This is a genomic window from Umezawaea sp. NPDC059074, from assembly GCF_042738955.1.
In the GTDB taxonomy this organism is placed as follows: Bacteria; Actinomycetota; Actinomycetes; order Mycobacteriales; family Pseudonocardiaceae; genus Umezawaea.
Map to the genome: position 1 here is coordinate 18912 of NZ_JBHYHC010000079.1, position 23021 is coordinate 41932.

Annotated in this window: 21 protein-coding genes; 9 read left to right on the forward strand and 12 right to left on the reverse strand. The window is 71.9% G+C overall.

The window, feature by feature from the left end; all coding sequences use genetic code 11:
* The first annotated feature begins 34 nt into the window (after positions 1-34).
* Together ACFWW9_RS29675 and ACFWW9_RS29680 are read left to right on the forward strand one after the other, a co-directional pair.
* Complete coding sequence (locus ACFWW9_RS29675) at positions 35-871, forward strand: alpha/beta fold hydrolase (protein ID WP_390384685.1); 837 nt, start codon at positions 35-37, stop codon at positions 869-871.
* Entirely contained in the window at positions 864-1421 is a 558-nt protein-coding gene (locus ACFWW9_RS29680; RefSeq protein WP_390384686.1) for a TetR/AcrR family transcriptional regulator, read from the forward strand. Before ACFWW9_RS29675 ends, ACFWW9_RS29680 begins: the two co-directional genes overlap by 8 nt.
* Here the strand turns inward: ACFWW9_RS29680 and ACFWW9_RS29685 are convergent.
* From ACFWW9_RS29685 to ACFWW9_RS29705, 5 genes are read right to left on the reverse strand one after another with little or no spacing between them, the layout of a single operon-like run.
* A complete protein-coding gene (locus ACFWW9_RS29685) occupies positions 1418-2392 on the reverse strand; it encodes an alcohol dehydrogenase catalytic domain-containing protein (RefSeq protein ID WP_390384688.1) in 975 nt (324 codons plus the stop codon). The two genes, ACFWW9_RS29680 and ACFWW9_RS29685, sit on opposite strands and share 4 nt — an antisense overlap.
* Positions 2368-3657, reverse strand: a complete 1290-nt coding sequence (locus tag ACFWW9_RS29690; RefSeq protein ID WP_390384690.1) for an aspartate aminotransferase family protein — start codon at positions 3655-3657, stop codon at positions 2368-2370. Before ACFWW9_RS29690 ends, ACFWW9_RS29685 begins: the two co-directional genes overlap by 25 nt.
* Positions 3657-5081, reverse strand: a complete 1425-nt coding sequence (locus ACFWW9_RS29695; protein ID WP_390384692.1) for a trehalose-6-phosphate synthase — start codon at positions 5079-5081, stop codon at positions 3657-3659. The genes ACFWW9_RS29690 and ACFWW9_RS29695 overlap by 1 nt, the downstream gene beginning before the upstream one ends.
* Positions 5078-5971: an SDR family oxidoreductase gene (locus ACFWW9_RS29700; protein ID WP_390384694.1), complete on the reverse strand. Its 894-nt coding sequence runs from the start codon at positions 5969-5971 to the stop codon at positions 5078-5080. Before ACFWW9_RS29700 ends, ACFWW9_RS29695 begins: the two co-directional genes overlap by 4 nt.
* Complete coding sequence (locus tag ACFWW9_RS29705) at positions 5968-7104, reverse strand: MFS transporter (RefSeq protein ID WP_390384696.1); 1137 nt, start codon at positions 7102-7104, stop codon at positions 5968-5970. The genes ACFWW9_RS29700 and ACFWW9_RS29705 overlap by 4 nt, the downstream gene beginning before the upstream one ends.
* Positions 7105-7261: 157 nt before the next feature.
* On the opposite strand from ACFWW9_RS29705, the gene aroB reads away from it, so the two are divergent.
* From aroB to ACFWW9_RS29720, 3 genes are read left to right on the forward strand one after another with little or no spacing between them, the layout of a single operon-like run.
* A complete protein-coding gene (gene aroB, locus ACFWW9_RS29710) occupies positions 7262-8410 on the forward strand; it encodes a 3-dehydroquinate synthase (RefSeq protein WP_390384698.1) in 1149 nt (382 codons plus the stop codon).
* On the forward strand, positions 8407-10284 hold the full coding sequence (locus tag ACFWW9_RS29715) for a TIM barrel protein (RefSeq protein ID WP_390384700.1): 1878 nt from the start codon (positions 8407-8409) through the stop codon (positions 10282-10284). Before aroB ends, ACFWW9_RS29715 begins: the two co-directional genes overlap by 4 nt.
* Positions 10284-11357: a sugar phosphate nucleotidyltransferase gene (locus ACFWW9_RS29720; RefSeq protein ID WP_390384702.1), complete on the forward strand. Its 1074-nt coding sequence runs from the start codon at positions 10284-10286 to the stop codon at positions 11355-11357. The genes ACFWW9_RS29715 and ACFWW9_RS29720 overlap by 1 nt, the downstream gene beginning before the upstream one ends.
* Here ACFWW9_RS29720 and ACFWW9_RS29725 read toward each other — a convergent pair.
* From ACFWW9_RS29725 to ACFWW9_RS29745, 5 genes are read right to left on the reverse strand one after another with little or no spacing between them, the layout of a single operon-like run.
* Positions 11354-12514 (reverse strand): class I SAM-dependent methyltransferase, encoded by a 1161-nt coding sequence (locus tag ACFWW9_RS29725; RefSeq protein ID WP_390384704.1) that lies wholly within the window; start codon positions 12512-12514, stop codon positions 11354-11356. The genes ACFWW9_RS29720 and ACFWW9_RS29725 overlap by 4 nt on opposite strands.
* Positions 12515-13423 carry a class I SAM-dependent methyltransferase gene (locus tag ACFWW9_RS29730; protein ID WP_390384706.1) on the reverse strand — a complete coding sequence of 303 codons (909 nt, stop codon included), beginning with the start codon at positions 13421-13423 and terminating at the stop codon, positions 12515-12517.
* A 49-nt stretch (positions 13424-13472) separates the two neighbouring features.
* Complete coding sequence (locus ACFWW9_RS29735; RefSeq protein ID WP_390384708.1) at positions 13473-14252, reverse strand: enoyl-CoA hydratase/isomerase family protein; 780 nt, start codon at positions 14250-14252, stop codon at positions 13473-13475.
* Between the two features lie 58 nt (positions 14253-14310).
* Complete coding sequence (locus ACFWW9_RS29740; RefSeq protein WP_390384710.1) at positions 14311-15111, reverse strand: SAM-dependent methyltransferase; 801 nt, start codon at positions 15109-15111, stop codon at positions 14311-14313.
* A 3-nt stretch (positions 15112-15114) separates the two neighbouring features.
* Positions 15115-15885 (reverse strand): ABC transporter ATP-binding protein, encoded by a 771-nt coding sequence (locus tag ACFWW9_RS29745; RefSeq protein WP_390384725.1) that lies wholly within the window; start codon positions 15883-15885, stop codon positions 15115-15117.
* A 241-nt stretch (positions 15886-16126) separates the two neighbouring features.
* On the opposite strand from ACFWW9_RS29745, the gene glgX reads away from it, so the two are divergent.
* The 4 genes from glgX (at position 16127) to ACFWW9_RS29765 (ending at position 20891) form a co-directional block, all read left to right on the forward strand.
* Positions 16127-18235: a glycogen debranching protein GlgX gene (gene glgX, locus ACFWW9_RS29750; protein WP_390384712.1), complete on the forward strand. Its 2109-nt coding sequence runs from the start codon at positions 16127-16129 to the stop codon at positions 18233-18235.
* A gap of 563 nt (positions 18236-18798) precedes the next feature.
* Positions 18799-19377, forward strand: a complete 579-nt coding sequence (locus ACFWW9_RS29755; RefSeq protein WP_390384714.1) for a cysteine dioxygenase — start codon at positions 18799-18801, stop codon at positions 19375-19377.
* Complete coding sequence (locus ACFWW9_RS29760) at positions 19374-19769, forward strand: rhodanese-like domain-containing protein (protein WP_390384716.1); 396 nt, start codon at positions 19374-19376, stop codon at positions 19767-19769. Before ACFWW9_RS29755 ends, ACFWW9_RS29760 begins: the two co-directional genes overlap by 4 nt.
* A 39-nt stretch (positions 19770-19808) precedes the next feature.
* Positions 19809-20891 (forward strand): hypothetical protein, encoded by a 1083-nt coding sequence (locus ACFWW9_RS29765; RefSeq protein ID WP_390384719.1) that lies wholly within the window; start codon positions 19809-19811, stop codon positions 20889-20891.
* Between the two features lie 279 nt (positions 20892-21170).
* On the opposite strand, the gene ACFWW9_RS29770 is transcribed toward ACFWW9_RS29765, so the two are convergent.
* Both ACFWW9_RS29770 and ACFWW9_RS29775 read right to left on the reverse strand, forming a co-directional pair.
* Positions 21171-21518, reverse strand: coding sequence for a hypothetical protein (locus tag ACFWW9_RS29770; RefSeq protein ID WP_390384721.1), 348 nt, complete (start codon positions 21516-21518; stop codon positions 21171-21173).
* Between the two features lie 562 nt (positions 21519-22080).
* Positions 22081-22704, reverse strand: coding sequence for a hypothetical protein (locus ACFWW9_RS29775; RefSeq protein ID WP_390384723.1), 624 nt, complete (start codon positions 22702-22704; stop codon positions 22081-22083).
* Positions 22705-23021: the final 317 nt, after the last annotated feature.

Below are 23021 nucleotides of genomic sequence, written 5' to 3' on the forward strand. Positions count from 1 at the left end.
GGCTATGAGCATTAGCCGACCGAGGAGCGCGACCATGACGCAGTACCTGGAACTCGACGGCGGACGACTGGCCTACGACGTGATCGGCCAGGGGCCGCTGATCGTGCTGGCCCACGGCATGGGCGACAACCGCGGCGCCTACCGCGACCTGGCCGCGGCGCTGGCCGACGCCGGGTACCGCGTGGCGTCGGTCGACCAGCGCGGCCACGGCGAGTCCAGCGCCGACTGGCCCTCCTACACGCGCACCGACTCGGCAGCCGACCTGCTCGCCGTCGTCCACCACCTGGGCGGACCGGCCGTGCTCGTGGGCCACTCGTTCACCGGCGGCTCCGTCACCATCGCCGCCGCCCAGGAGCCCGAGTCGGTCACCGCGATCGTCGAGATCGGCCCGTTCACCCGCGCGCAGAAGGTCGACTTCGGCGGCCTCTTCACCAACGCCCGCTACCGCAAGGGGATGCTGTTGCTGATGGGCACCGGGATGTTCCGCAGCGTCGGGCTGTGGAAGCGCTACCTCGACCACGCCTACCCCGGCGCGAAGCCCGCGGGCTTCACCGAGCACCTCGCCGCGCTCGACGCCGACCTCCGCAGGCCGGGCCGGATGGCGGTGCTGAGCAAGATGGCGTTGTCCGCCCCCACCGACGCCGACGCCAAGCTCGGCGAGGTCCGCTGCCCCGCGCTGGTCGTCGAGGGCTCGCTGGACCCCGACTGGACCGACGCCCGCGCCGAGGGCGAGGGTGTCGTGGCCGCGATGCCTGAGGGCCTGGGCCGGGTCGAGGTCGTCGAGGGCGCGGGCCACTACGCGCACGCGCAGTTCCCGGACGTCGTGGCCACGGCGGTCCTGACGTTCCTCAAGGAGACCGCCCGTGGCTAGGGCGGCGCTGTCGGCGGACGCCGTGGTCGACGTCGCCCTGCGGCTGGTCGACGAGGAGGGCCCGGCCGCGTTGACGCTGGCGGCGGTGGCCTCCCGCGCGGGCGTGGCCACGCCTTCCCTCTACAAGCACGTCCGCAACCTGGCCGAACTGCGGGCGCTGCTGTCCGCGCGGATCATGGACGAGATGAACGCGCGGCTCAGCGGCGCGGTGATCGGCCGCTCGTCGGACGAGGCGGTCCGCGCGCTCATGCTCACCTGGCGCGACTACGTGCGGGAGCACCCGAACCGCTACGGCGCGCTCGACCAGGCGCCGGACCCGCTGATGGCGCAGGCCGGGGAACGGCTGGTGGGCATCATGCTGGCCGCCCTGCGCGCGTACGGCCTGGAGGACTCCGACGCCATCCACGCCGCCCGCTGCCTGCGCTCGGCCGTGCACGGGTTCTCGATGCTGGAGGTGGCCAACGGCTTCCAGCTGCCGGAGAAGCTGGACGAGTCCTACGACCTGCTGATCCACATGATCGTCGCCGGGCTGCGGACACCGCTCGCCTAGGGCCGCACGAGCACCTTGCCCAGCACGCGGTCCGCGGTGAGCCGGTCGAGTTCCGCGGGCAGGTCCGCCAGCGCCACCTCCCCGGTCACCAACGGCTCCACGACCAGGCCGTTCTCCAGCGCGTGGAGCGCACGGGGGAAGTCGGCCGGGCCGGTGCCGTAGCTGCCGCCGACCGTGACGGGCTTGCCGTGCCAGCCGGCCATCCACGCGGATTCCTTGCGCCGCACGGTGTCGAGGTCGCAGTCGAGGTCGGGCAGCCGGTCACCCGCCTTCGTGCCGCCGTAGAGCATCACGACACCGCCCGGCCGCACCAGGTCGAGCGCGTCGCGGAGCAGGTCGGGGAACACGAAGCTGGTGGCGACCACCACGACGTCCTGGCTGCCGGGCGGCACGGCGCGGCCGACCGCGGCGGGCAGCACCCCCCGGTCCGCCAGGAAGTCCAGCCGGTCGCGGCCCCGGTTGCGCAGCGCCACCTCGGCCCCGCCGAGTTCCGCCAGCCCGGCGATCAGCACCCCGGCCACGCCCGCGCCGAGCACGGTGACCGTGCCGGGCGGCGTGCCGGCGTGCCGCTCGGCCATCGCCACGCAGTGCGCGGCGCACGCGGCGGGCTCGGCGAACACCAGCGTCCGCGCGCTCACCCCGTCCGGGGCCCTCGGCAACGCCCGGACCAGGTCCTCCTCGGTCCCGGACAGCCACAGCTCGCGGGCGAACCCGCTGCCGCGGCGGACCGGCACGTTCGGATCGAGGCAGACGCGCGTGCCCGCGGGCAGCACGCCGTCCTCGACGACGCCGACCAGTTCGTGGCCGAACTGGCTCGGCCCGCCGCGCACGCCGGTGATCTCCTTGAGGTCCGACCGGCACACGCCCATCAGCTCGGTGCGCACCAGCACGCCGGGAGAACCGTTGCGCGACGGCGGTTCGCGGGTCAGCCGGGGACCGCCGGGGGTCAGCGCGACGGTGAGCTGGTCCACACGGTCTCCAGTGCGTCGGTGAAGCGGTCGGCGATCAGGTGGGCGTCGGCGATCGTGAGGATCAACGGCGGGCGCAGCTCGATCACGTTGCCCAGCCCGTGTTCCGAGACGCGGGTGATCACGCCGAGGTCGGCCAGTGCCGTGCTCAACGCGGTCGCGAGCCTCGGCGACTTCGAGCCGTCGGGTTCGGCCAGCTCCACGCCGAGCATCAGCCCGACGCCGCGCACGTCGTCGAGGAAGTCGAAGCGCTCCTTCAACGCCGTGAGGCGGTCGAGGATGACCTGGCCCGTGGCGCGCACGTTGGCCAGGAATTCGGGCTGCTTCACGATGTCCAGGGTCACGACGGCCGCGGCGGCGGACAGGGTGTGGCTGCCGTAGGTGAAGCCGTGCAGGTTGCGCGGCATCCCCACGAGGTCCTCCTCGGTGATGATCGCGGCGAGCGGCAGGCCGCTGCCGGTGAGGCCCTTGGACACGGTGATCATGTTGGGGGCCACGCCGAAGTGGTCGGCGGCGAACAGCGAGCCCGTCCGGCCGAGGCCGGTCTGGTTCTCGTCGAAGATCAGCACGATCTCCCGTTCGACGCAGAACTCCTTGAGCCGCTGGAGGTAGCCGGGCGGCGGGACGACGTTGCCGCCGACGCCGCTGATCGGCTCGATGATCATCGCCGCGACGCTGCCGGTGGACGCGTAGGTGATGAAGTCGTCGATCCGGTCGACGCACAACTTCCCGCAGCTGTCCGGGTCCTGCTTGTAGAAGCACCGGTGGCAGTAGGGGTCGGGCACGTGCAGCGCGCCCGGCATGTGCTGCTGGAACGGGGCCCGGATGCGCGCCGACCCGTTCCACCCGGCGGCGGCGACGGTCTGGCCGACATGCCCGCGAAACGGGACGATCACGTCCCGTCTGCCGGTGTGCCACTGGGCGATCTTGATCGCGCCCTCGTTCGCCGTCGACCCGCCGGAGCTGCGCAGGTTCACCCTGGTCAGGTTCTCCGGCGTCAGCTCGACGAGCTGCCGCATCACCCGGTTCGTCGGGTCGGTCTGGAACGACGAGCTGGCGAACACCAGGTCGTCCACCTGGCCCTTGATCGCCGCGACGACCGCGGGATGGTTGTGGCCCAGCACCAGGTTGAACGTGCCGGACACGCAGTCCAGGTACTCGCGCCCGTCGGAGTCCCACATCCGCACGCCCTCGCCGCGCACCAGCCGCACGTCGCCCAGCTCGTAGTAGGCGTCGTCCTTCGGGTTCACCCCGGTGACCGGGTGCATCAGCGCAGGTCCAGGCTGGCCAACTGGGTGTCGACCCAGCGTTCCAGCGTCCACGGCTCGGCCGCCTCACGGCGTTTGAGCGCCGACGCGGCCCGCTCCTCCGGCGTGGCCAGCAGGGCCGCCGCGATGGCCTCGGCCTGCTCGGACACGTCGAACGGGTTGACCGACCGGCACACCCCGGACAGCACCTCGGCCGCGCCCAGCATCTCGGACATGATCACGTCGGCGTCCCGCCGGTTCACCAGCGGCGCCTCGAAGACGCTGAGGTTCTGGCCGTCCACGGTCGAGTTGAACATCAACAGGTCTGCTCGCTCGAAGCAGCCGAAGCTGTGGTTGACCTCGTTGTCGCAGTGGGTCCGCACGGTGTCCGCGCCCAGCTCGGCGTTGGCGGCCTCCACCTCCGCCTCCACCCGGCGGACGTAGTCGGCGTTCGCCTCGACGTACAACCGGTTGGGGTTCATCCGCACGAGCATCCGGGTGCCTTCGAGCGCCGGGTTCTCCTTGACCGCCTGGACGAACGCCCGCACCGCGCGCCAGCCGTTCTTGATCGGGTCCGTCCGTCCGGAGTGGACGACCAGCCGGTGCTCCCCCGCCCACTCCTCGATGCCCTCGGGCAGCGAGGACTGCCTGCGGTGCAACGTCTCCGGGCTGTACCCGAGCACCTGCGTGCGGACCTGGCACGTCCGGCCGTTCCACGTGACGGTGCTCGCCTCCCGGTCGACCACGGCGTCCGGGAACAGATCCTCCACGCACGCCAGGAAGTTGCGTGACCAGCGGTCGGCGAAGAAGCCGATCACGTCGGAGGCGAGCATGCCCTCGATGATGCCGGTGCGCATCGGCTTCGGCAGGATGCGCCAGTAGTCCGCCGACGGCCACGGGATGTGCACGAAGTGCAGGATCGGCGCGTCCGGCCGCTGCGCGCGGATCCGGGCGGGCACGCACACGAGCTGGTAGTCGTGCACCAGGTAGACCGGGTCGGCCACGTCCGCGGAGCGGGTCAGCAGCTCGCGGGCGTAGTCCCCGGTGAACTCGTCGAACGCCTCCCAGGCCTTGCGGGTCTCCTCGCCGAAGGTCGGGGTCGTCCACTTGTCCCAGCCGTAGTTGTTGCCCGCCCACAGCAGCTCGGCGGTCAGGAAGTCCTGCACCACGCGGAAGGTGTCCCGGTCGTGCCGCAACGGGTGCACGGTGATCTCGCGGCCGGACGGGAGTTCGGTGACGATGCCGTCCGGGTTCTGCTCGGAGGCGAGGTGGTCGTCGTCGGTGTCGGCGCTGACGATCCACGACACGTCCAGGTAGCCCGCCTGCTCGGCGACGACGTTGCCGGTGCCGCCGGGGGCCAGCCACGCCTTGAGCAGTCCGGTCTCGGGGTCGGGCGCGTAGGTCACGACGGCCCGTTTGCTGGCCAGGAACAGGTGCTTGCTCATCGGTCCTCCACTACGTCGATCCGGGACAGAGCGAGCGCTCCGGCGTCCACCCCGAGGGGTGGGAGAGCGGCCAGCTCGGGAAAGTCGTGTGCTCGGGTGCTGTGCAGGCAGGCGTTGACGGGGCGGCTGGCGTAGTGCCCCTCCGCACGGGGTTGGGAACGCACCAGCGCGGGGTCTGCGCCGATCGCCGAGGCGATCCGCCGGGCCCACGCGTACCGGGTCAACCGCTCCGGCCCGCCCAGGTGCAGCAGTCCGGTGCGCTCGGCGAGCAGCAGCGCGACGGTCCACGCGGCCACGTCGTCGACCAGCACCGGCGAGTTCCAGTGGTCGTCGGGCACGTCCACGCCGCCGCCGTCGCGCAGCGACCGGACGCAGGTGGTGAAGAAGTTCGGCCGGATGCCGTCGGGTTCCCAGCCGTAAACCAGGCTCACCCGCAGCGCCAGCGCGGACCCCGTGTCGAGCAGGGTCTTCTCGGCCGCCAGCTTCGCCCGCCCGTAAGCGTTTGCGGGCGAGACCAGGTCGGTCTCCGCGCTGCTGGGGCGGGTGCCGTCGAACACGTTGTCGGTGGAGATCAGCAGGACCGGGCGGCCGTCGGCCGCGGCCGCGAGGTTCGCCGCTCCCCCGGCGTGGGCGGCCTCGGTCTCGGCCGGGTGCTCCTCGCACCAGGTGATGTCCGACGGGCCGTGCACGACGACCAGCGCGTCGGTGTCCCGCACGACCTCGCGGCAGGCAGCGGGATCGCGCACGTCCAGTTCCCGCCACGGCAGGTCGCGCCCGGAGGCGGTGTCGGGCGCGTGCCGCGACGCCACCACCGGCTCCACGTCGAGCGCCCGCAGCCGGGCCCCGATCGCCGCGCCGAGGAAACCGCTGCCGACGACCAGCGCCCTCATCCGGCGACCCCTTCGCGCTCCGGGACGCGCAGCAGCGCGGTCGCCACGGCGACCAGCACGCCACCCGCGGCCACCACGGCGAACGCCGTGGTCAGGCCCCAGCTCGCGGCCAGCAGGCCGACCAGCGGGGGGCTGCCGAGGAAGCCGAGGTAGGAGATCGTGGTGACGGTCGTGATCGCGGCGGGCCTGCGCTCGTCGTCGGTGGAACTGCCCGCCATGCCCAGCAGGGTCGGCACGGCGGGAGCGAGGCCGACGCCCGCGAGCGCGAACCCGATCAGCGCCACCACGGCGGGCAGCCCCGCCGGTTCGGTGATCACCGCCAGCACCAGGCCGACCGCGCCCAGGACGCTGCCGAACACCACCACCGTCAGGCCGGAGAACCGCTCCCCCTGCCACTGGACGAGCATCCTGCCGCCCGCCAGGCCGATCATGTACGCGGCGGGCGCGGCGCTGCCGAGCAACGGCCCGGCACCAAGGTCCTGCTCCAGGTGGATCGCGCCCCACTGCTCGACGGCGTTCTCCATGAAGAGCACCACCGCGGCGATCAGCCCGAACGTGATCAGCAGCGGCGTCATCGAGCGGCCGCGGGTCGCCGGGTCCGAAGTGGACAGTGAACGCCACTTCGCCCGGTCGATCGACAGGAACGCGCTCACCAGCACGAGTGCCGCGATGACCAGCAGCACCTCGCGCGAGGAGGCCCCCAGCTGGCGGGCGAGGCCGACCGAGGGCGCGGCGACGACCATCGCCAGCGGGGTGGCGGCGTGGACCTTGTTGAACAGCCTGACACCGTCGCGCGCCTCGTGCGCGGCGGTGGTCGCGTTCAGCGCGACCTCGATGGCCCCGGAGGTCGCGCCAATCAAGACGAGGGACGCCGCGAACGTCACCGGCGAGTGCGTCCACCCCGGCAGCGCACAGGCCACGGCGAAGGCCAAAAGTACTAGCGGGAGTGCCCTTTCGCGCAATCGAGACACGAGTTTTCCGGTGATCACCATGGCCGGGAGGGCCCCGAAGGGGATGCCGAACAGCGCGAGGCCGAACTCCGAATCGGTGGCGCCGATCTGGTCCTTGACCTCGGGCAGGAGCCCGGCCCATCCACCCCAGAACAGTCCCCAGCTGGTGGCGGCGAAGATCAAACCCCTGGCGTTGGGACGGGTTGGCGGCGCACTGGCCAAAACTGCCTCCGCTCACTGATTGAGTTACGTTGAGTTCAGTGATTGTGAACCCAACGTAACTCCGACACGGACAAGCTGCCAACCGGCGCCTTATCGGGTGACCCCCGAGAGGAGACAGATGGACAGTCCCGAGTACTTGGTGACAGACCGAATCCCGTTGCCCGACGGGCCTTCCGTGGTGCACGTCGACGTGGTCCGCGAGGACTCGTACCGGATCGACGTGGTGCGCGAGGTCGACGCGGCGATAGCCGTGCTGCTGGCCGAACTGGACGGCCGAAGAGCCGTCATCATCACCGACCACGTCGTGGCCGAACTGCACTCCGGGCCGATCGCGGCCGCGCTGGCCGAGCGGGGCCAACTGCTGGGCACGACCAGCGTGCCCAGCGGCGAGAAGAGCAAGACCGCCACCACGGCGTTCGAGCTGGTGGACTGGCTGGCGCAGATCGGCTTCGCCCGGCGCGACGTCGTGATCGCCCTGGGCGGCGGCGTCATCGCCGACACCGTCGGCTGGGTGGCAAGCGCTTACATGCGCGGGGTGCCCTACGTGAACATGCCGACCACGCTGCTGGCCCAGGTCGACGCGGGCATCGGCGGCAAGGTCGCGGTCGACCACAGCGAGGCGAAGAACCTGGTCGGCGCGTTCTACCAGCCGCGCGCGGTGATCTCCTGCCTCGCGTACCTGGAGACGCTGGACCGCAGGCAGGCCAGGGCCGGGCTCGCCGAGGTGGTGAAGAAGGCCGTGATCGCCTCGCCCGCGCTGTTCGACCACATCGAGCGGAACGTGGACGACCTGGTCGAGTGCCGCTCGCCCGCCGTGGACGTGCTGGTGCACGCGGCCAGCGCGATCAAGACCGAGCTGGTCGGCCGGGACCCGTACGAGGTGGACCTGCGGCGACCGCTGAACTTCGGCCACACCGTCGGCCACGCCGTGGAGACCGTGACGGACTACGGCCCGGTGCTGCACGGCGAGGCGGTCGCGTTCGGCATGGCGGTCGCGATCGACGTGGCCCGCTCGCGCGGGGTCGTGGACCCGGCGACGGCCGACCGGGTGATCGCGCTGATCAGAAGACTGGGGCTGCCGGTGTCGCTGGCCGACCTCGGCGTCGAGGTCGACGTCGAGGACGTGGTCGGCGCGCTGGACAAGATCCGCCAGATCCGCGACGGCAGCCTGCGGTTCGTGCTGCCGGTCGAGCTGGGCACGACCGCGATCGTGGAGGACGTCACCTCCGCCGAGGTGCGGGAGGCCCTGACGAGGGAGCGGCTGTGAGTCCTGTGTGGACGATCGACGCCGGTGGGACCGGGACCGCGGTGACCGGTCCCGGCGGCCGACGCCGGTACGGGTCGGTCAACCCGGCGTCCGGACCCGACGCCGACACCGTGCTGCGGACCGCCTTCGCCGACCTGGCCACCTCGTTGGGCGGCCGGGTCGGACGGGGCTGGATCGCCACGGCCACGATCGACCCCCGCGATCCGGGGACCGAGCTGGAACGCCTGCGCCGGACCGCCGAACGGACGGGCCTGCGCGGGCGGCTCGTCGTCTCCAACGACGCCCTGCCGTGGCTGGTGGCCCCGCCGCTGGCGGGCAGGGGCGTCGCGGTGGTGTGCGGCACCGGCTCGGGTTTCCTGGCCGGTGACGGCCGGTCCGCCCCGGTGCGGGTCGGGAGCTGCGAGTACCTCGGCAGCGACGAGGGCAGCGCGTACGACCTCGGCCTGTCCGGGCTGCGCGCCGCCGTGCGCGCCCTGGACGGCCGGGGGCCGGACACCGTGCTGGCCAAGCACTTCAGCGTGACGACCGCGCGGGACCTCGCGCGGTTGGCGTACCCCAAGGCGGCCGTCGCCGCGCTCGCGCCGATCGTGTGCCGGGCCTGGCTGGACGACGACCCCGTCGCCACGCACCTGGTCGAGGCCGCCGTCGCCGAACTCGGCCTCGGCGTCCGGGCCGCCGCGGCGGCGGCCGGGCTCGAGGGCGAGTGGACCGTGGCGGCGGGCGGCGGGGTGTTCCTCGGCTGCCCGGAGTTCCTGGAGGCGTTCCGGACCGAGGTGCTCGGCGAGGTCGTCGTCATCACCGACCCCAACGCCACCATCGAGGCCGCGCTGGCCGAAGGCGTGCCGGACTGGGCGCTGGACGACTGCGCGTGGACGGTGACGCTCGCCGACCCACCCCGTCCCGCGCCGCGACCGGCCACGGCCACCGGGCCGATCGCGCTCGGGCTGTGCCTGGCCGCGTGGGGCGGTGACGGGCTCCCGGCGGCGTTGGACGCGGCCCGCGACCTCGGCGTGGACGCCGTCGACCTGCCCACCGACACGACGACCGGCCTGGTCGACGCGGACCGCTGGGCGGCCGACGCCGACTACCGGTCCGACCTGCGAAGCACCCTGTCCGACCTGGCCGTGACGTGCGTCAGCAACAGCCGCGACACCCAACTGCTGCTGGGGCCGCACGGCCCGCACACCGACCCGGTGCTCGCCGGGACGGCCGACGAGAAGCGGGCGCACGCGCTGCGGCACGCGGAGCACACGATCCGGATCGCCGCCGACCTCGGCGCGACCCAGGCGCGGTTGATGTTCGGCGTCCCGGACCTGTCGCGCTGGCTCTCCTGGTGGCACAGCGACGTCTCCTGGTCCGACAACGTCGACGCCTGGCTCGACGCCGCCGCGCCGGTGCTGAAGCTGGCCGCCGAGCACGGCGTGCACCTGCTCGTCGAACCGCACCCCAAGCAGGTCGCCTACGACCCGGACAGCACCCGGCGGCTGCTGGACGCGGCGGACGTGCGGCTGTGCCTGGACGTCGCGAACCTCGCGGCCGTCGGGTACGACCCGGTGTCGGTAGCCCGCGGGTGGGGTACCCGGCTCGGGGCCGCGCACGCGAAGGACCTCCAGCGCTGGACCGGGACCGACCAGCCGCCCGGCGCGGGCTGGTCCCGCTACGGGCCGGGACCGGCGATCCGGTTCCGGGCACTGGGGTCCGGCGACCTGCCGTGGCCCGGCGTGGTGGCCGCGCTGCTCGACGAGGGCTTCCGCGGCGTCCTCTACGTCGAGCACGAGGACGCGCTGCTGCCGAGGGAGCAGAGCGCGGCGAACTCGGTGCGGCTGCTGCGCTCGCTGCTCCCGGACCGCGAACCGCAGGGGAGGACGTGGTGATGCACGACGTCAGGGCGGCACTGCTGGCCGGTGGGCTCGGCGAGCGGATGGGCACGCTCACCGCCCGCACGTGCAAACCCCTCGTCCCCTACGCGGCGTCGTGCAGGCTGGTCGACTTCAGCGTCGACAACGCCCTGCGCTCCGGCATCCCCGAGCTGGTGCTGATGTCGCTGCACCGCGAACGCGACCTCATCGACCACCTGCTGCGCAGCTGGGACCACACCGCGCTGAAAGTCCACTTCGGACCGCACGACGACCTCGTGCGCGACCCGTCGTTCACCGGCCCGCTGCCGGAACGCGCGCCGGAGCTGGGCACGGCCGACGCGCTGATCGCCAACGCCGAGTACCTGTTCGCGCCGGGCGCGCGGGACGTGCTGGTGCAGCACGCGGACCACGTCTACACCTACGACTACGGGCCGATGCTGGCCGCGCACCGCGAGAGCGGCGCGGACGTGACGATCGGCGTGCAGGCCATCGAACGCCGGTACGTGAAGCTGTTCGGCATGGTCGAGGTGAACGACGACCTGACCGTGCGGCGGCTGGTGGAGAAACCGCCGGACCCGACGTCGGACCTGATCTTCACGGCGTTCTGCCTGTTCCGCATCGACACCCTGGTGAAGGTGCTGGCCGAGCTGACCGCGCTGGGCGAGGACGGCTGGCAGCACGACATCAGCCGCGACGTCCTGCCCGCGATGATCGCCACCGGCCGCAAGGTGCTCGCCCACCCGATCACCGGGTACTGGGCGGACATCGGCACGGTCGAGCGCTACCACTCCGGCCAGCTCGGGCTGATCGGCCACCCCGAAGCCCTGACGGCCCCGTTGACGCTCGGCGGCCCGACCCCGCGAACCGTGGCGGACAACCTCGTGGCAGGACCGTTCCCGGCGGGCGCGAACATCCGGGGCAGCGTGCTGTTCCCCGGTGCGGACGTCCAGGCGGGCGCGATCGTGCACCGATCCGTCCTGCTGCCCGGCGCGGTCGTGGGGCCGGGCGTCGAGGCCGTGGACACCGTCGTCGGGGCGGGCGAACACCTGACCACGTCCCGGTGCGGGATCGCGGACCTCGAACCCTAGGTGCGCTCGGCGTGGCAGAGGATCGCGACGGGGCCGCTGCCGATCCGGGTGAGCACGACGGTCGCCTCGGCCGACCCGGCGAGCTTCAGCCTGCGCCGCAAGGTGTTCGGGTCGACGTCCAGGCCGCGGACGAGGATCTCCAACCGCCCCACGTCGTGCTTGCGCAGCACCGTGCGCAACGACTTCTCCGTGTAGTGCCCGTGCTCGACCACGCGGAACGCCCGCACGCCCGGTGGCGGCTCGTCGCCGGTCAGGTAGGCGATCCGCTCGTCGAGCTGACCGAGCCCGTGGCGGGCCGCGTAGTGCCGGACCAGCCCGGCCCGCACGACCGCGCCGTCCGGGTCGACGATCCACTTCCCCGGCGGCAGCACCGGGCAGTCGTCCGGCTCGGCGTCGGTGATCGTCCACGCCGGACTCCCCTGCCGCAGCACGGTCGCCCGCCGCGCCACGCCCGGCGTCGCCAGCCCGCGCGTCCACAGGCACGCCTCGCGCACGCCGCCGTCCAACGACACCAGCTCGACCTCGTCCGCCCACGGCGCGACGGCGAAGTCGATGCCCGGCGCGCACTTCACCGCGAGGTCCACGCCCGCGTAGGTGTCGGCGAGCTCGTCCAGCGGGGGCAGGAAGTCCGAGGGCTTCCACGTCCGCCGCCCGGCCGAGTCCCGCCGCGCCGGGTCCGCGGTGACCGCGGTCGCCCGTGACACGCGGGTCAGCGCGTCCGCCCGCAGCAGCGGCTGGTCCGGCCCGCAGTTGTGCCGCGCCATGGCCAGCCGCACCGGGTCCAGGTCCGACCCGACGCTCCGGTCGGCCACCCGCGCCAGCTCCACCAGGTCCGCGCCGACCGAGCACGTCACGTCGTGCACCACGCGCCCGGCGAACCGCGCCGCGCGGTGCCGTCCGACCGGGGACGCCGTCGCCTGCTGCAAGGCGTCGTCGGTGAACAGCCAGTCACTCGACCCGTCCACTTTGGACACCGCTTTTCGGCGCAGCAGCACGGTTTCCAGCACGGCGGCGAACCGGTCACCGGCGATCCGCCGGGCGGCGGCCACGTCGGCCAGCCGGTCGGTCAGCGGCAGCTCCGCCACCGCGGCCAACGCGGCGCACCCGGCGTCGGAACGCAGGTACGCCACGTCGGCGGGCGAGAACCCGTAGCCCACCTAGAGGGGCTTGCGACCGGTGACGGACACGTTGTAGAACACCTCGCGCGGCAGCACCTTCGCGAGCACGTTCTCGTCCAGCCACGACAGCCGCTGCCAGCCGCGGTAGGCGAACATCGCCCACCCGAAGCCGAGCTTGCCCTTCGGCACGGCGGCCTCGAACGTGCGGACCGGCCAGCCGAACAGCGCGGCCGACAGCTCCTCCGTCACGGCCTTGACCTCACGGGCGCCCGCCGCGCGAGCCGTGCGCTCCAGGTCGGCCGGGTCGAACGTGTGCAGGTCCACCACGGCTTCCAGGGCGGCCGCGCGGGAGGACTCGTCCAGCTCCTCCTGCGGACGCCGCCACTCGCTGAGCACGGGCGCCTTCGTGACGTTCGTCGTCAGCCACCAGGTGAGCTGGCCGAGCTTGCGCGCGTAGAAGTTGCCGATGTTCGTCGGGTCGCCCGCGAACACGAACCGCCCGCCGGGCTTGAGGACCCGCTGGACCTCCCGCATCGCCGCCTCGACGTCCGGGATGTGGTGCAGCACGGCGTGCCCGACGACGAGGTCGAACGTGTTGTCGTCGTACGGGATCCGCTCGGCGTCGGCCACCCGGCCGTCGACCGGCAGGCCGAGGTTCTCGGCGTTGCGCAGCGCGACCTCGACCATGCCGGGCGACAGGTCCGTCACCGAGCCCTTCTTGATGACCCCGCCCTGCATGAGGTTCAGCAGGAAGAAGCCGGTGCCGCAGCCCAGTTCCAGCGCGTGCTCGTACGGGCCGACGCCGCCGGACACCGCGCGGAAGCGGTCCGTGGCGTAGGTGATGCAGCGCTCGTCGTAGGAGATGGACCACTTCTCGTCGTACGTGCCGGCTTCCCAGTCGTGGTAGAGCACGTTGGCGAGCTTGGGGTCCTTCCACGCCGCCTCCATCTGCTCGACGGTGGCGTGGGGCTGGGGTGCCGGATTTGGGGAAACAGGGTCACTTGCCACTGAAGTTGGCCTTTCCGGGACCGTTCTCGATGAACGACTGCATGCCGACCGCGCGGTCCTCGGTGGCGAACAGCGCGGCGAACAGGTGGCTCTCCAGCTTCAGGCCGCTGGTGAGGTCGGTCTCCAGGCCGCCGTCGACGGCGGCCTTCGCGGCGGCGTAGGCGAGCACCGGGCCGTTGACGAACTGGCCCGCCCACCGCTGGGCGGCCGAGTACACGTCGTCGGGGGCCACGACCTCGTCCACCATGCCGAGCGCGAGCGCCTCCTGCGCCGTGACGAACCGGCCGGTGTAGATCAGGTCCTTCGCCTTCGACGGCCCGATCAGCCGCGCGAGGCGCTGCGTGCCGCCACCGCCGGGGATGATGCCGAGCAGGATCTCCGGCTGGCCGAGCTTCGCGTTGTCGCCCGCGATCCGCCGGTCGCAGCCCAGCGCGACCTCGAACCCGCCGCCCAGCGCGTAGCCGGTGATGGCCGCGACGGTCGGCTTCGGGATGTCCGCGACCGAGCCCAGCGCCGAGGACAGCGACCACGCGCGGGCGGTGATCTCCGCGTGCGTCATCTTCGCGAACTCCTTGACGTCCGCGCCCGCGGCGAACACCTTCTCGCCGCCGTAGACGATCACGGAGTAGACGTCCGAGCGCTCGGTCGCCTCCCGCGACGCCGCCTGGATCTCGTCCTGGACCTGCTTGTTCAAGGCGTTCATCGGTGGCCTGGCCAACCGGATCGTGCCGATACCGCCGTCGACTTCCAGCGTGACGAACTCAGCCACAGGCCCTCCTCGACCAGGTCTTCAGCACACTGCCGGACAGCAGGTTACCGCCCGGTAGTCAGCGGCTCGACTTGACTCCGAGCCCGCCGTTCACGGGCACGTCCTCGGAGCCCTCGCGGTCCGGCCGCCAGTTCGGCACCCGCGTGACACCCGGTTCGAGCAGCTCGAACCCCTCGAAGAACCCGGTCAACCGCTCCAGGTCGCGCGCCACGGGGACCATGTGCCCCTGCGAGAACACGTCGATCGCCTCGTCGACGCCCTCGGCCGTCGTGTCGCCCGCCGGGTGGCTCAGCCCGAGCATGCTGCCGACCGGCAGCGCGTCCCGGTACGTCGCGAGCGCGCCCTCCGGGTCCCGCTCGTCCGGCACGAAGTGCAGCGCCAGCATCCCCAGCACGGCGATCGGCTCGTCGAAGTCCAGCAGACCGCGGACGGCGGGGTGCTCCAGCACGGCCTCCGCGTTCATCAGGTCCTCGTTGATCAGCGCGGTGCCCGGCGTGTCCGAGAGGATCAGCTGCCCGTGCGCGTGCACCACCGGGTCCACGTCCACGTACGCGACCGCGCAGCGCGGGTCGATGGCCTGGGCGACCTCGTGGACGTTGCCGAGACCGGGGATGCCCGACCCGAGGTCCAGGAACTGCCGGACGCCCGCGTGGACGCACACCCGCACCACCCGGTGCAGGAACGCGCGGTTCGACAGCGCCACCTGCCGCAACACCGGCATGGCCGCCACGGCCTGCCGGGCCAGTTCGCGGTCCACGGCGAAGTTGTGCGCGCCGCCGAGCAGGTAGTCGTAGACCCGCGCGTCGTTCGGCTTGGTCAGGTCGACGATCGGCGGCAAGCGCACCTCGCGGTCGACCACCGGTCACACCGCCTTGCGGCGCGCGAAGTACCGGTCGCCCGCCCGCTGGAGCTCCAACGGCTGCCCGAACGTCGCCGAGAGGTTCTCCTCCGTCAGCACGTCGTCCAGCAGCCCCTGCGCCACGACCCCGCCCTCGCGCAGCAGCAGCACGTGGGTGAAGCCCGGCGGGATCTCCTCGACGTGGTGCGTCACGAGCACCATCGCCGGGGCGTCCGGGTCCATCGCCAGCTCCGACAGCCGGGCCACCAGGTCCTCCCGACCACCGAGGTCGAGACCGGCCGCGGGCTCGTCGAGCAGCAGCATCTCCGGGTCGGTCATCAACGCCCTGGCGATCAGCGTCCTCTTCCGCTCGCCCTCGGACAACGTGCCGTAGGTGCGCTCGGACAGGTGCTCGATGCCGAGCGTGCCCAGCAGCTCCTTGGCGCGGGTCGTGTCCGTGACGTCGTACTCCTCGCGCCACCGGCCGATCACCGCGTAGCCCGCGCTGACCACCACGTCGACGACCTTCTCGTCCGCGGGCACCCGCCCGTTGAGCGCCGCCGAGCACAGCCCGATCCGCGGTTTCAGCTCGCGCACGTCGGTCTTGCCGATCCGCTCGCCCAACAGGTGCAGCTTGCCCTTTGTCGGGTGCAGCTCCGCGCTGGCCAGGCGCAACAGGGTCGTCTTGCCCGCGCCGTTCGGCCCGAGCACCACCCAGCGCTCGTCCAGTTCGACGCTCCAGTCGACGTCGCCCACCAGCGTGGTCTTGCCCCGCCGCACGGCGACCCCGGCCATGTGGACGACCAGATCGGTCACGTCGACATCCGAACTCTGCACAGTGCCCTGCCTCGCCCCGTGGTCGGTCACCCGGCCATTGTTTCCGACCGCCCCTCGACACCGGTGCGGCGGGGGTGCCTGGACAACCGGTGGAGCCGGGGGGCCGCCGGTTACGCGACATGGATGAACTCGGTGGACCGGGCCTGGAGTCGTGCTCGCTCGCGCGCCGATTGTCGGTCCGGCCTGTCAGGATCTAGGCATGGCAGCCGACTCCCCCGTGCTCGCAGGCCGACCGTTCCCCCTGGGCGCCCACCCGGAAGCCGGGGGCGTGCGCTTCGCCGTGTCCGCACCCTCAGCCGACGCGGTGGAGGTGTGCCTGATCAGCGACGACGGCACCGAGAACCGGATCGAGCTGACCGAGCGCACGTTCGGCGTGTGGCACGGCCTCGTGGCGGGCGTCACCCCCGGCCAGCGCTACGGCTACCGCGTCCACGGCCCGTACGACCCGTCCCGCGGCCTGCGCGGCAACCCCGCCAAGCTGCTGCTCGACCCGTACGCGAAGCGGATCTCCGGCACCGTGACCGACCTCCAGGCGGCCCTCGGCTACGTGGACGACCCGATGACGGGCCCGCCGTCGGTGGTCGACTCGCTGGGCCACGTCCCGCTGGCGGTCGTCACCTCGCCCGGCGGCCCGGACACCGGCACCAAGCCCGAGGTGCCGTTCGAGGAGGCGGTGATCTACGAGCTGCACGTCCGCGGCTTCACCCGCCAGCACCCGGACGTGCCGGAGCACCTCCGCGGCACCTACCTCGGCCTGGCCCACCCCGCCGTCGTCGAGCACCTGGTCCGACTCGGCGTGACGACCGTCGAGCTCCTGCCCGTCCACGCCTTCATCGACGAGCCCGCGCTGGTCCGCGAGGGCAGGCACAACTACTGGGGCTACTCGCCGCTCGGCTACTTCGCCCCGCACCCCGCGTACGCGAGCGAGCCGGGCCGCGAGGTCGAGGAGTTCCGCACGATGGTCGCCGCCCTGCACGCGGCGGGCCTCGAGGTCCTCATCGACGTCGTGTTCAACCACACCTGCGAGGGCGGCCCGGACGGCCCGACGCTGTCGTTCCGCGGCTTCGACGCCCCCGGCTACTACCTGCACGTGGCGGGCGGCGGCACCCTCGACATCACCGGCTGCGGCAACACCCTGGAGGCGGCGTCGCCCCAGGTCGTGCGCCTGGTCACCGACTCGCTCCGCTACTGGGCGACCGAACTGGGCGTCGACGGCTTCCGGTTCGACCTGGCCAGCACCATGGGCAGGCCGGGCGGCGGCTACTTCGACCGCAACTCGGCCCTCCTGACGGCCATCACCACCGATCCGATCCTGTCCCGCTGCAAGCTCATCGCGGAGCCCTGGGACGCGACCGGCGACGGCTACCGGGTGGGCGACTTCGGCGTCCAGTGGGCCGAGTGGAACGGGCGCTACCGCGACACCGTCCGCGACTTCTGGCGCAACGCCATCGGCGTCCGCGACCTGGCCTACCGCCTCTCCGGCTCCTCGGACCTGTACGCCGACGACCTGCGCCGCCCGTGGCAGTCGATCAACTTCGTCACGGCCCACGACGGCTTCACCCTCCGCGACCTCGTCTCGTACAACAACAAGCACAACGAGGCGAACGGCGAGGACAACCGCGACGGCACCAACGACAACCGCTCGTGGAACTGCGGCGTGGAGGGCGAGACGGACGCCCCCGGCATCGTCTCGCTGAGGGCGAGGCAGGCCAGGAACCTCTTCGCCACGCTGCTGCTGTCCACCGGCACCCCGATGCTCGTGGCGGGCGACGAGCTCTGGCGCACCCAGGGCGGCAACAACAACGCGTACTGCATCGACAACGAGACGTCGTGGGTCGACTGGAAGCTCGACGACAACGCCACCTCAATGCTCGCGTTCGCCCGAAGGGTCATCACCCTCCGCGCGGGCAGCCCGGCACTGCGGCAACCGGAGTTCTTCGAAGGCCGCACCACCGCCTCCGGCGAACCCGACCTGGTCTGGCTCAGGCCGGACGGCGAGGAAATGGCCGAAACGGACTGGTTCGACGAGGGCAGGCGCACCCTCGGAATGTGGATCGACGGCTCCAACAGCCTCTCCCGCTCACGGGAAGGCGAACTGGTCTCCGACGACTCCTGGCTCCTCCTGCTCCACGCGGGAGCGGACTCGATCGACATCACCCTCCCCCCGGCCGAATACGGAGCCCACTTCGAACCCATGCTGGACACCACCACCGCGGACGGCTCCCCCGCCACCCCTGGCCTGCTGGAACCGGGTTCCCGAATCACCGTCAACGGCCACTCGCTACTGCTACTCCGAGCACCGAACTAAAAAACAATTTATTAAAAGCCAAAAATAAAACCAACCACAACCGCAGGAACCAACGGGCCTGGTGACTGCCTGGCCGAACGCGCCATGCCGCGTAGCGGCCGATTTTACTTGGGGTTTTTGGCGCTAAAATTAGTCGGGCTGCAAGTTTTCCACCTGCCGTTTTGGCCCGACTAGCGCCAAAAAGAGGGGCCCCAAGTCAAATCGGCCACCCCCGGACCCGCTTCGGAGCCACCGCCAGGACACACACCCGCTTCAGCGCCACCGACAGGAAACACAGACCCACCTCAGCACTTCCGGCAGCAACCCCGCACCGACTGGCCCGAGACACCCGATACCTCGGCCACAGAGCCATTACCACCCCCTGGGACGTTCGAGCCACACCCCATTTCCCCGTGACAACATCACTTCCGTGGCCCCTTCCCTCCTGACTTGGTGCGACCGGACGATCGACCTCCTCCTGGTGGCGTCGTGCGGCTGTAGCGGGACGCGACGCGGGCCCTGCTAGCTCCGTGTCGCGTCTCTGACAGCTACCCGCTCACATCCAGTAGCCCTCAGGAGCGACCGTGACCGCCACCTTCACCCATGCCGACCTGCACCCGTCCCTCGACGTCCCCCTCCTCCGCGACGTCATCCACCCGGAGCGCGAGCTCTGGACCCCGCGTGAACTCCGCGACCTGACGAGTTTCGTGACCAGCGAGCTGACGACCCCGCTGCTGGAGATCCTCGACTTCGACCCCGACCAGCGCTGGTGGGCGCGTCTCGGCCTCACCGAGGGCGTCGAGCTGTGGCTGCTCTCCTGGCTGCCCGGCCAGCACACCGAGCCCCACGACCACGGCGGCGCGTCCGGGTCGTTCGCCGTCCTCACCGGCGAGCTGCACGAGAACTACCGCTACCCCGCCGGCCCGATCCGCCAGGCCCGCCGCTCGGTCGGCGCGTCGATCGGGTTCGGGTCCGGCCGCGCGCACGAGGTGCGCAACACCGGCACGGCCGGCGCGGCCAGCGTGCACGCGTACTCGCCGCCGCTGATCCCCACGCGGGAGTACGCGAGCCTCGCCGACATCCCGTCCGTCATCCCACCCCTGCCCCCGCTGCGCCTCCCGTTGGAGCGCCTGCGGGAGCTGGCCGACCTGGAGGGCCCGTGAGCGGCATCGACGACTTCTTGGCCGAGGCGCGCGCCGAGCTGAAGCGGGTGACCCCGCAGGAGTTGAACGACCTCCGCGGCGGCGACACCCTGATCATCGACACGCGTCCGCTGCACAACCGCGTGGCGGAGGGCGAGATCCCGGACTCGATCCCGGTGGAGCGGATCGTCCTCGAGTGGCGGCTGGACCCGGCGGGCGACCACCGCCTGCCGGGGTTCACGGCCGACACCACCGTCGTCGTGCTGTGCAACGAGGGCTACTCGTCCAGCCTCGCCGCCAGGGACCTGCGCCGCGTCGGCCTGCCGAAGGCCACCGACCTGATCGGCGGCTTCCGCGGGTGGGTCGAGGCGGGTTTGCCGATTCGGGAGGGTGGCACGCAGGCGGTCACGTAACGTCCCGGACCTGTGAAGCCGTTCAGGTCGGGACCGCTGGTGACCGTCGTGGTGATCGCGGTCGTGCTCGCCACGGGCCACGGCGTCACCGGGCTGCTGGGCGCGCTGGGCGGCCTGCTGCTGGAACTCGTGTCGTTCCAGGTCGGCATCCTCCTGGGCGTCCTGCTCTGGGGTCTCCGGGTCCGCTACGTGGTCTTCGGCGCGGGCCGTGAACTGCGCGCGTGGTCGACGCCCCGACTGCGGATCTCGCTGCGCTCGCTGCCGGTCGTGGTCCGCGTCGGGGCGCGCGCGACGCGCACCCCCGCCCGCCGCAGGCTGTGGGCCACCGGCGTCACGTCGGCACTGACCGCGGCGGGCTTCGCCGCGTTCGCCTGGTTCCAGCTCCCGTTCGGCCTCGCCGTCGGGGCCACCGCCTGCCTGGCCCACGAGCTGTGGCCGCGCCGGAGCGCGGCGACCACGTCACCGGGCTGGTTCGTCTTCGCGCTCCCCCGGCTGTCGGGTCGGCCCGCCGCGGAGATGGAGGCCACCCCGCTGGTGAACGTCGTCCTGGACGCCGTGCGCACGGGTGACCTCGCCGCCGCGGACACCGCGCTCGCCGCGGCCGAGGCGGCCCACCCGTCGCTGCTGATGACCAGTTCGGCCCGGATCGCCGTGCTCACCGCCACCGCCCGGTACGTGGAGGCGCTCCAGGTCGTCAGCGGGCAGATGGGCCGCGAGGACCTGGAGAACCGGGACCGGGCGTTCCTGATGGCCACCATGGCGGGCGTGACGGCGTCGGCGGCCGAGGCCGGACAGCTGCCCGCCGAGGTGGCGGTCGGCGCGGCCACGCGCGCCCTCGACGGGGCGATCGGGCTCGGCCTGCCCCGGCTCCGCCTGGCCGGGACCGAGGCTCAGCTGGCCCTCGTGCGCGGCGACGCGGCGGAAGCCGTGCGCCTGGGCCGCGAGAGCGCGGACCGGGCCGAGGACGCCCTGTCGCGAGCGGACTCCCTGGCGACCGTGGCCAGGGGCCTGATGGCGGGCGGTGACAACGCCGGAGCCCGGACCGCGCTGGCCGAGGCCACCGAACTGGCCGCCTGGCTGCCGCGGGTGTCGGGCACCGCCGCCCGCTTGAACATTTCCTGAAAAGCCCTTTTCACCATCCGGTCGATTTCCCGGACGGCCCTCGACTTCGCCCGACCCCTGTCTCCGGCCACCCGCGCCCAGCCGGCCGACAACACCCCCGCTCGACGTCGAGTCGAGTCGACGAACACCCACCGCGCGAACGGAGGTCCCGACCGGCGCGCCCACGCCCGTCGACCCGCCTCCGCTCCCGGCGCCACCCGCCCACGCCCGGCGGGCACCGCCCCGGCGGAACCGGCCCGAGGGCCGGAAGCGGACGCTCCCGGCCCCCCGACCACCGGATCAGCCGACGAGACCGTGCCAGGGCCACGCGGGGTCGTTGTTGCCGTTGCCGCCCGCGTTGCCCGCGCCGAGGTTGTTGCCCGCGCCGCCGTTGCTGTTCCCGTTGCCGCCGTTGTTGTTGTTCCCCACGTTGTTCCCGTTGCCGCCGTTGTTGCCGGAGCCGGAGATATTTCCGTCGCCGTCCGTCCTCGGGTTGTTCGACAGCGCGTTCACCGTCACCGGGCCGACCAACGAGGTGTCCAGCACGTCGCGCTTGGCCGCTGTGTCACCGGTGTCGGCGAAAGCGGGCGAGCCCATGAGGCAGAGTCCTGCGACGGCCCCGGCGACGATGATGGATTTCTTGATCATGGAAACTGTTCTCCTCGTCACTGCGAAAGAATTCCTCAACGACTCCTCGGAGGGGATCTCGAGCATTTCTCGATCCCTTTCCGCTAAGCCACTCGGACAACCCCGAGATTACCGATGAGCCGCCCCTGGGGAGAATGTGTCGCACAATCGAGCGGTGACGAATCCGAGTGGTGGCGACACCAAAGCGTGGACACGAATGGGCAGCCGCCGGTATTCGCAGTTCACGGCGGTGCCGTCGCAGGCGATTCGCTCCCTTTCCGCAAAAAAGCGGAGAGAATGGTCCACTGCGGAGAGTGACCCCAACGGCCCCTCCGAGCACGGATGCCGCAGCGCGCTCGTACACCTGAGTGGAAGTCGCGTCCACGCGTGACGGGTGGCTACCGACGAGCGGCTCGCGGCCGGGCGCTTGAGGGGGACGACACACCGGACAGGCCTAGTTCACCGCTTGTGCTGACCGAGGCGCCACGACCGTGGTCGCGCAGAGTGACCGACCGAGGCCCGGAAACGACGGAAGTGGCGCCCACCGCGATGGTGGACGCCACTTCCGCCTTCCCCCTGGGAACTAGGCGGCGGCGGGCAACCCCGGCAGGCCGGGCGCGGGGAGACCGGGCGCGGGCAGGCTGGGCGCGGGCAGACCCGGCGCGGGCAGGCTCGGCAGCGACGGCACGGTCGGCAGGCCACCGGGAGGCGCCGGGAGACCGCAGGCCGACAGCGTGTCCGTCACGGCCTTGAGCAGGCCGGTGACCTCGGTGAGCAGCTTGGTGGCGTCGGGGACGCCCGCACCGGGCACGACCTTGCTCAGGATGCCGAAGACGATGCTGAACAGGTTCATGGCCGCGGACAGGCACTGCTCCGGCCCCTGGAACCCGGTGGGCGCGCCGGGGACGGCGACCGGCGCCGCCGGGACGCTGACCGGCGGCGTCGGCAGGCACTTGGAGCTCTGCATCTGAGTGAGGACCCCGAGGACGTCGCCGAGCGGTGTGGCGACCTTGCTCGGATCCGGCGGGACCGCTGTCAGCGGCGCGACGACCTTCTTGACGGTGTCCCCCAGCTTCGTGACGTGGTCGAGGCAGGCCGCGGGCGGGTCGACCTGGGCCTGCGCGCGACTCGGGGTCGCGGCGGCGGGGATGACGGTCGCGGCGAACAACACGGCGAGCAACGGGACGACGGTAACAATTTTCTTCACGTTTGCCTGCTCCCTCTAGCGCTTATTCCCAGCTGGCTGAATTCCCAGCGATATCCGTCGGGAACGGATATCGGACAATTCCACAGGGGGAGCTTAAGCTCGCCGATCGGCCGCTACCAGCGCAAAGGCCGATTCCACCCAATAGGAAAGGAGTCATGCCAAAGAGTTAAGATCACCGAAGAGGCATCAGGCGTGACCTGGATCACAGCGCGTTACCGGGCCGAATTCGAAGTAAACACATCGGGGCATCCAGTCGCCGTGCGTGACGGAGGACGGCCACTCCCGGAGAACGCCACGGGGTGCCCGGCCGCGGCCGG

What these genes read in the sequence shown, in the direction of transcription:
- ACFWW9_RS29695 (WP_390384692.1), bottom strand. Translation starts at nt 5,081, where the DNA reads ATGAGCAAGCACCTGTTCCTGGCCAGCAAACGGGCCGTCGTGACCTAC.
- ACFWW9_RS29690 (WP_390384690.1), bottom strand. Translation starts at nt 3,657, where the DNA reads ATGCACCCGGTCACCGGGGTGAACCCGAAGGACGACGCCTACTACGAG.
- ACFWW9_RS29730 (WP_390384706.1), bottom strand. Translation starts at nt 13,423, where the DNA reads ATGGAGGCGGCGTGGAAGGACCCCAAGCTCGCCAACGTGCTCTACCAC.
- ACFWW9_RS29745 (WP_390384725.1), bottom strand. Translation starts at nt 15,885, where the DNA reads ATGGCCGGGGTCGCCGTGCGGCGGGGCAAGACCACGCTGGTGGGCGAC.
- ACFWW9_RS29720 (WP_390384702.1), top strand. Translation starts at nt 10,284, where the DNA reads ATGCACGACGTCAGGGCGGCACTGCTGGCCGGTGGGCTCGGCGAGCGG.
- ACFWW9_RS29700 (WP_390384694.1), bottom strand. Translation starts at nt 5,971, where the DNA reads ATGAGGGCGCTGGTCGTCGGCAGCGGTTTCCTCGGCGCGGCGATCGGG.
- aroB (WP_390384698.1), top strand. Translation starts at nt 7,262, where the DNA reads ATGGACAGTCCCGAGTACTTGGTGACAGACCGAATCCCGTTGCCCGAC.
- ACFWW9_RS29675 (WP_390384685.1), top strand. Translation starts at nt 35, where the DNA reads ATGACGCAGTACCTGGAACTCGACGGCGGACGACTGGCCTACGACGTG.
- ACFWW9_RS29770 (WP_390384721.1), bottom strand. Translation starts at nt 21,518, where the DNA reads ATGATCAAGAAATCCATCATCGTCGCCGGGGCCGTCGCAGGACTCTGC.
- glgX (WP_390384712.1), top strand. Translation starts at nt 16,127, where the DNA reads ATGGCAGCCGACTCCCCCGTGCTCGCAGGCCGACCGTTCCCCCTGGGC.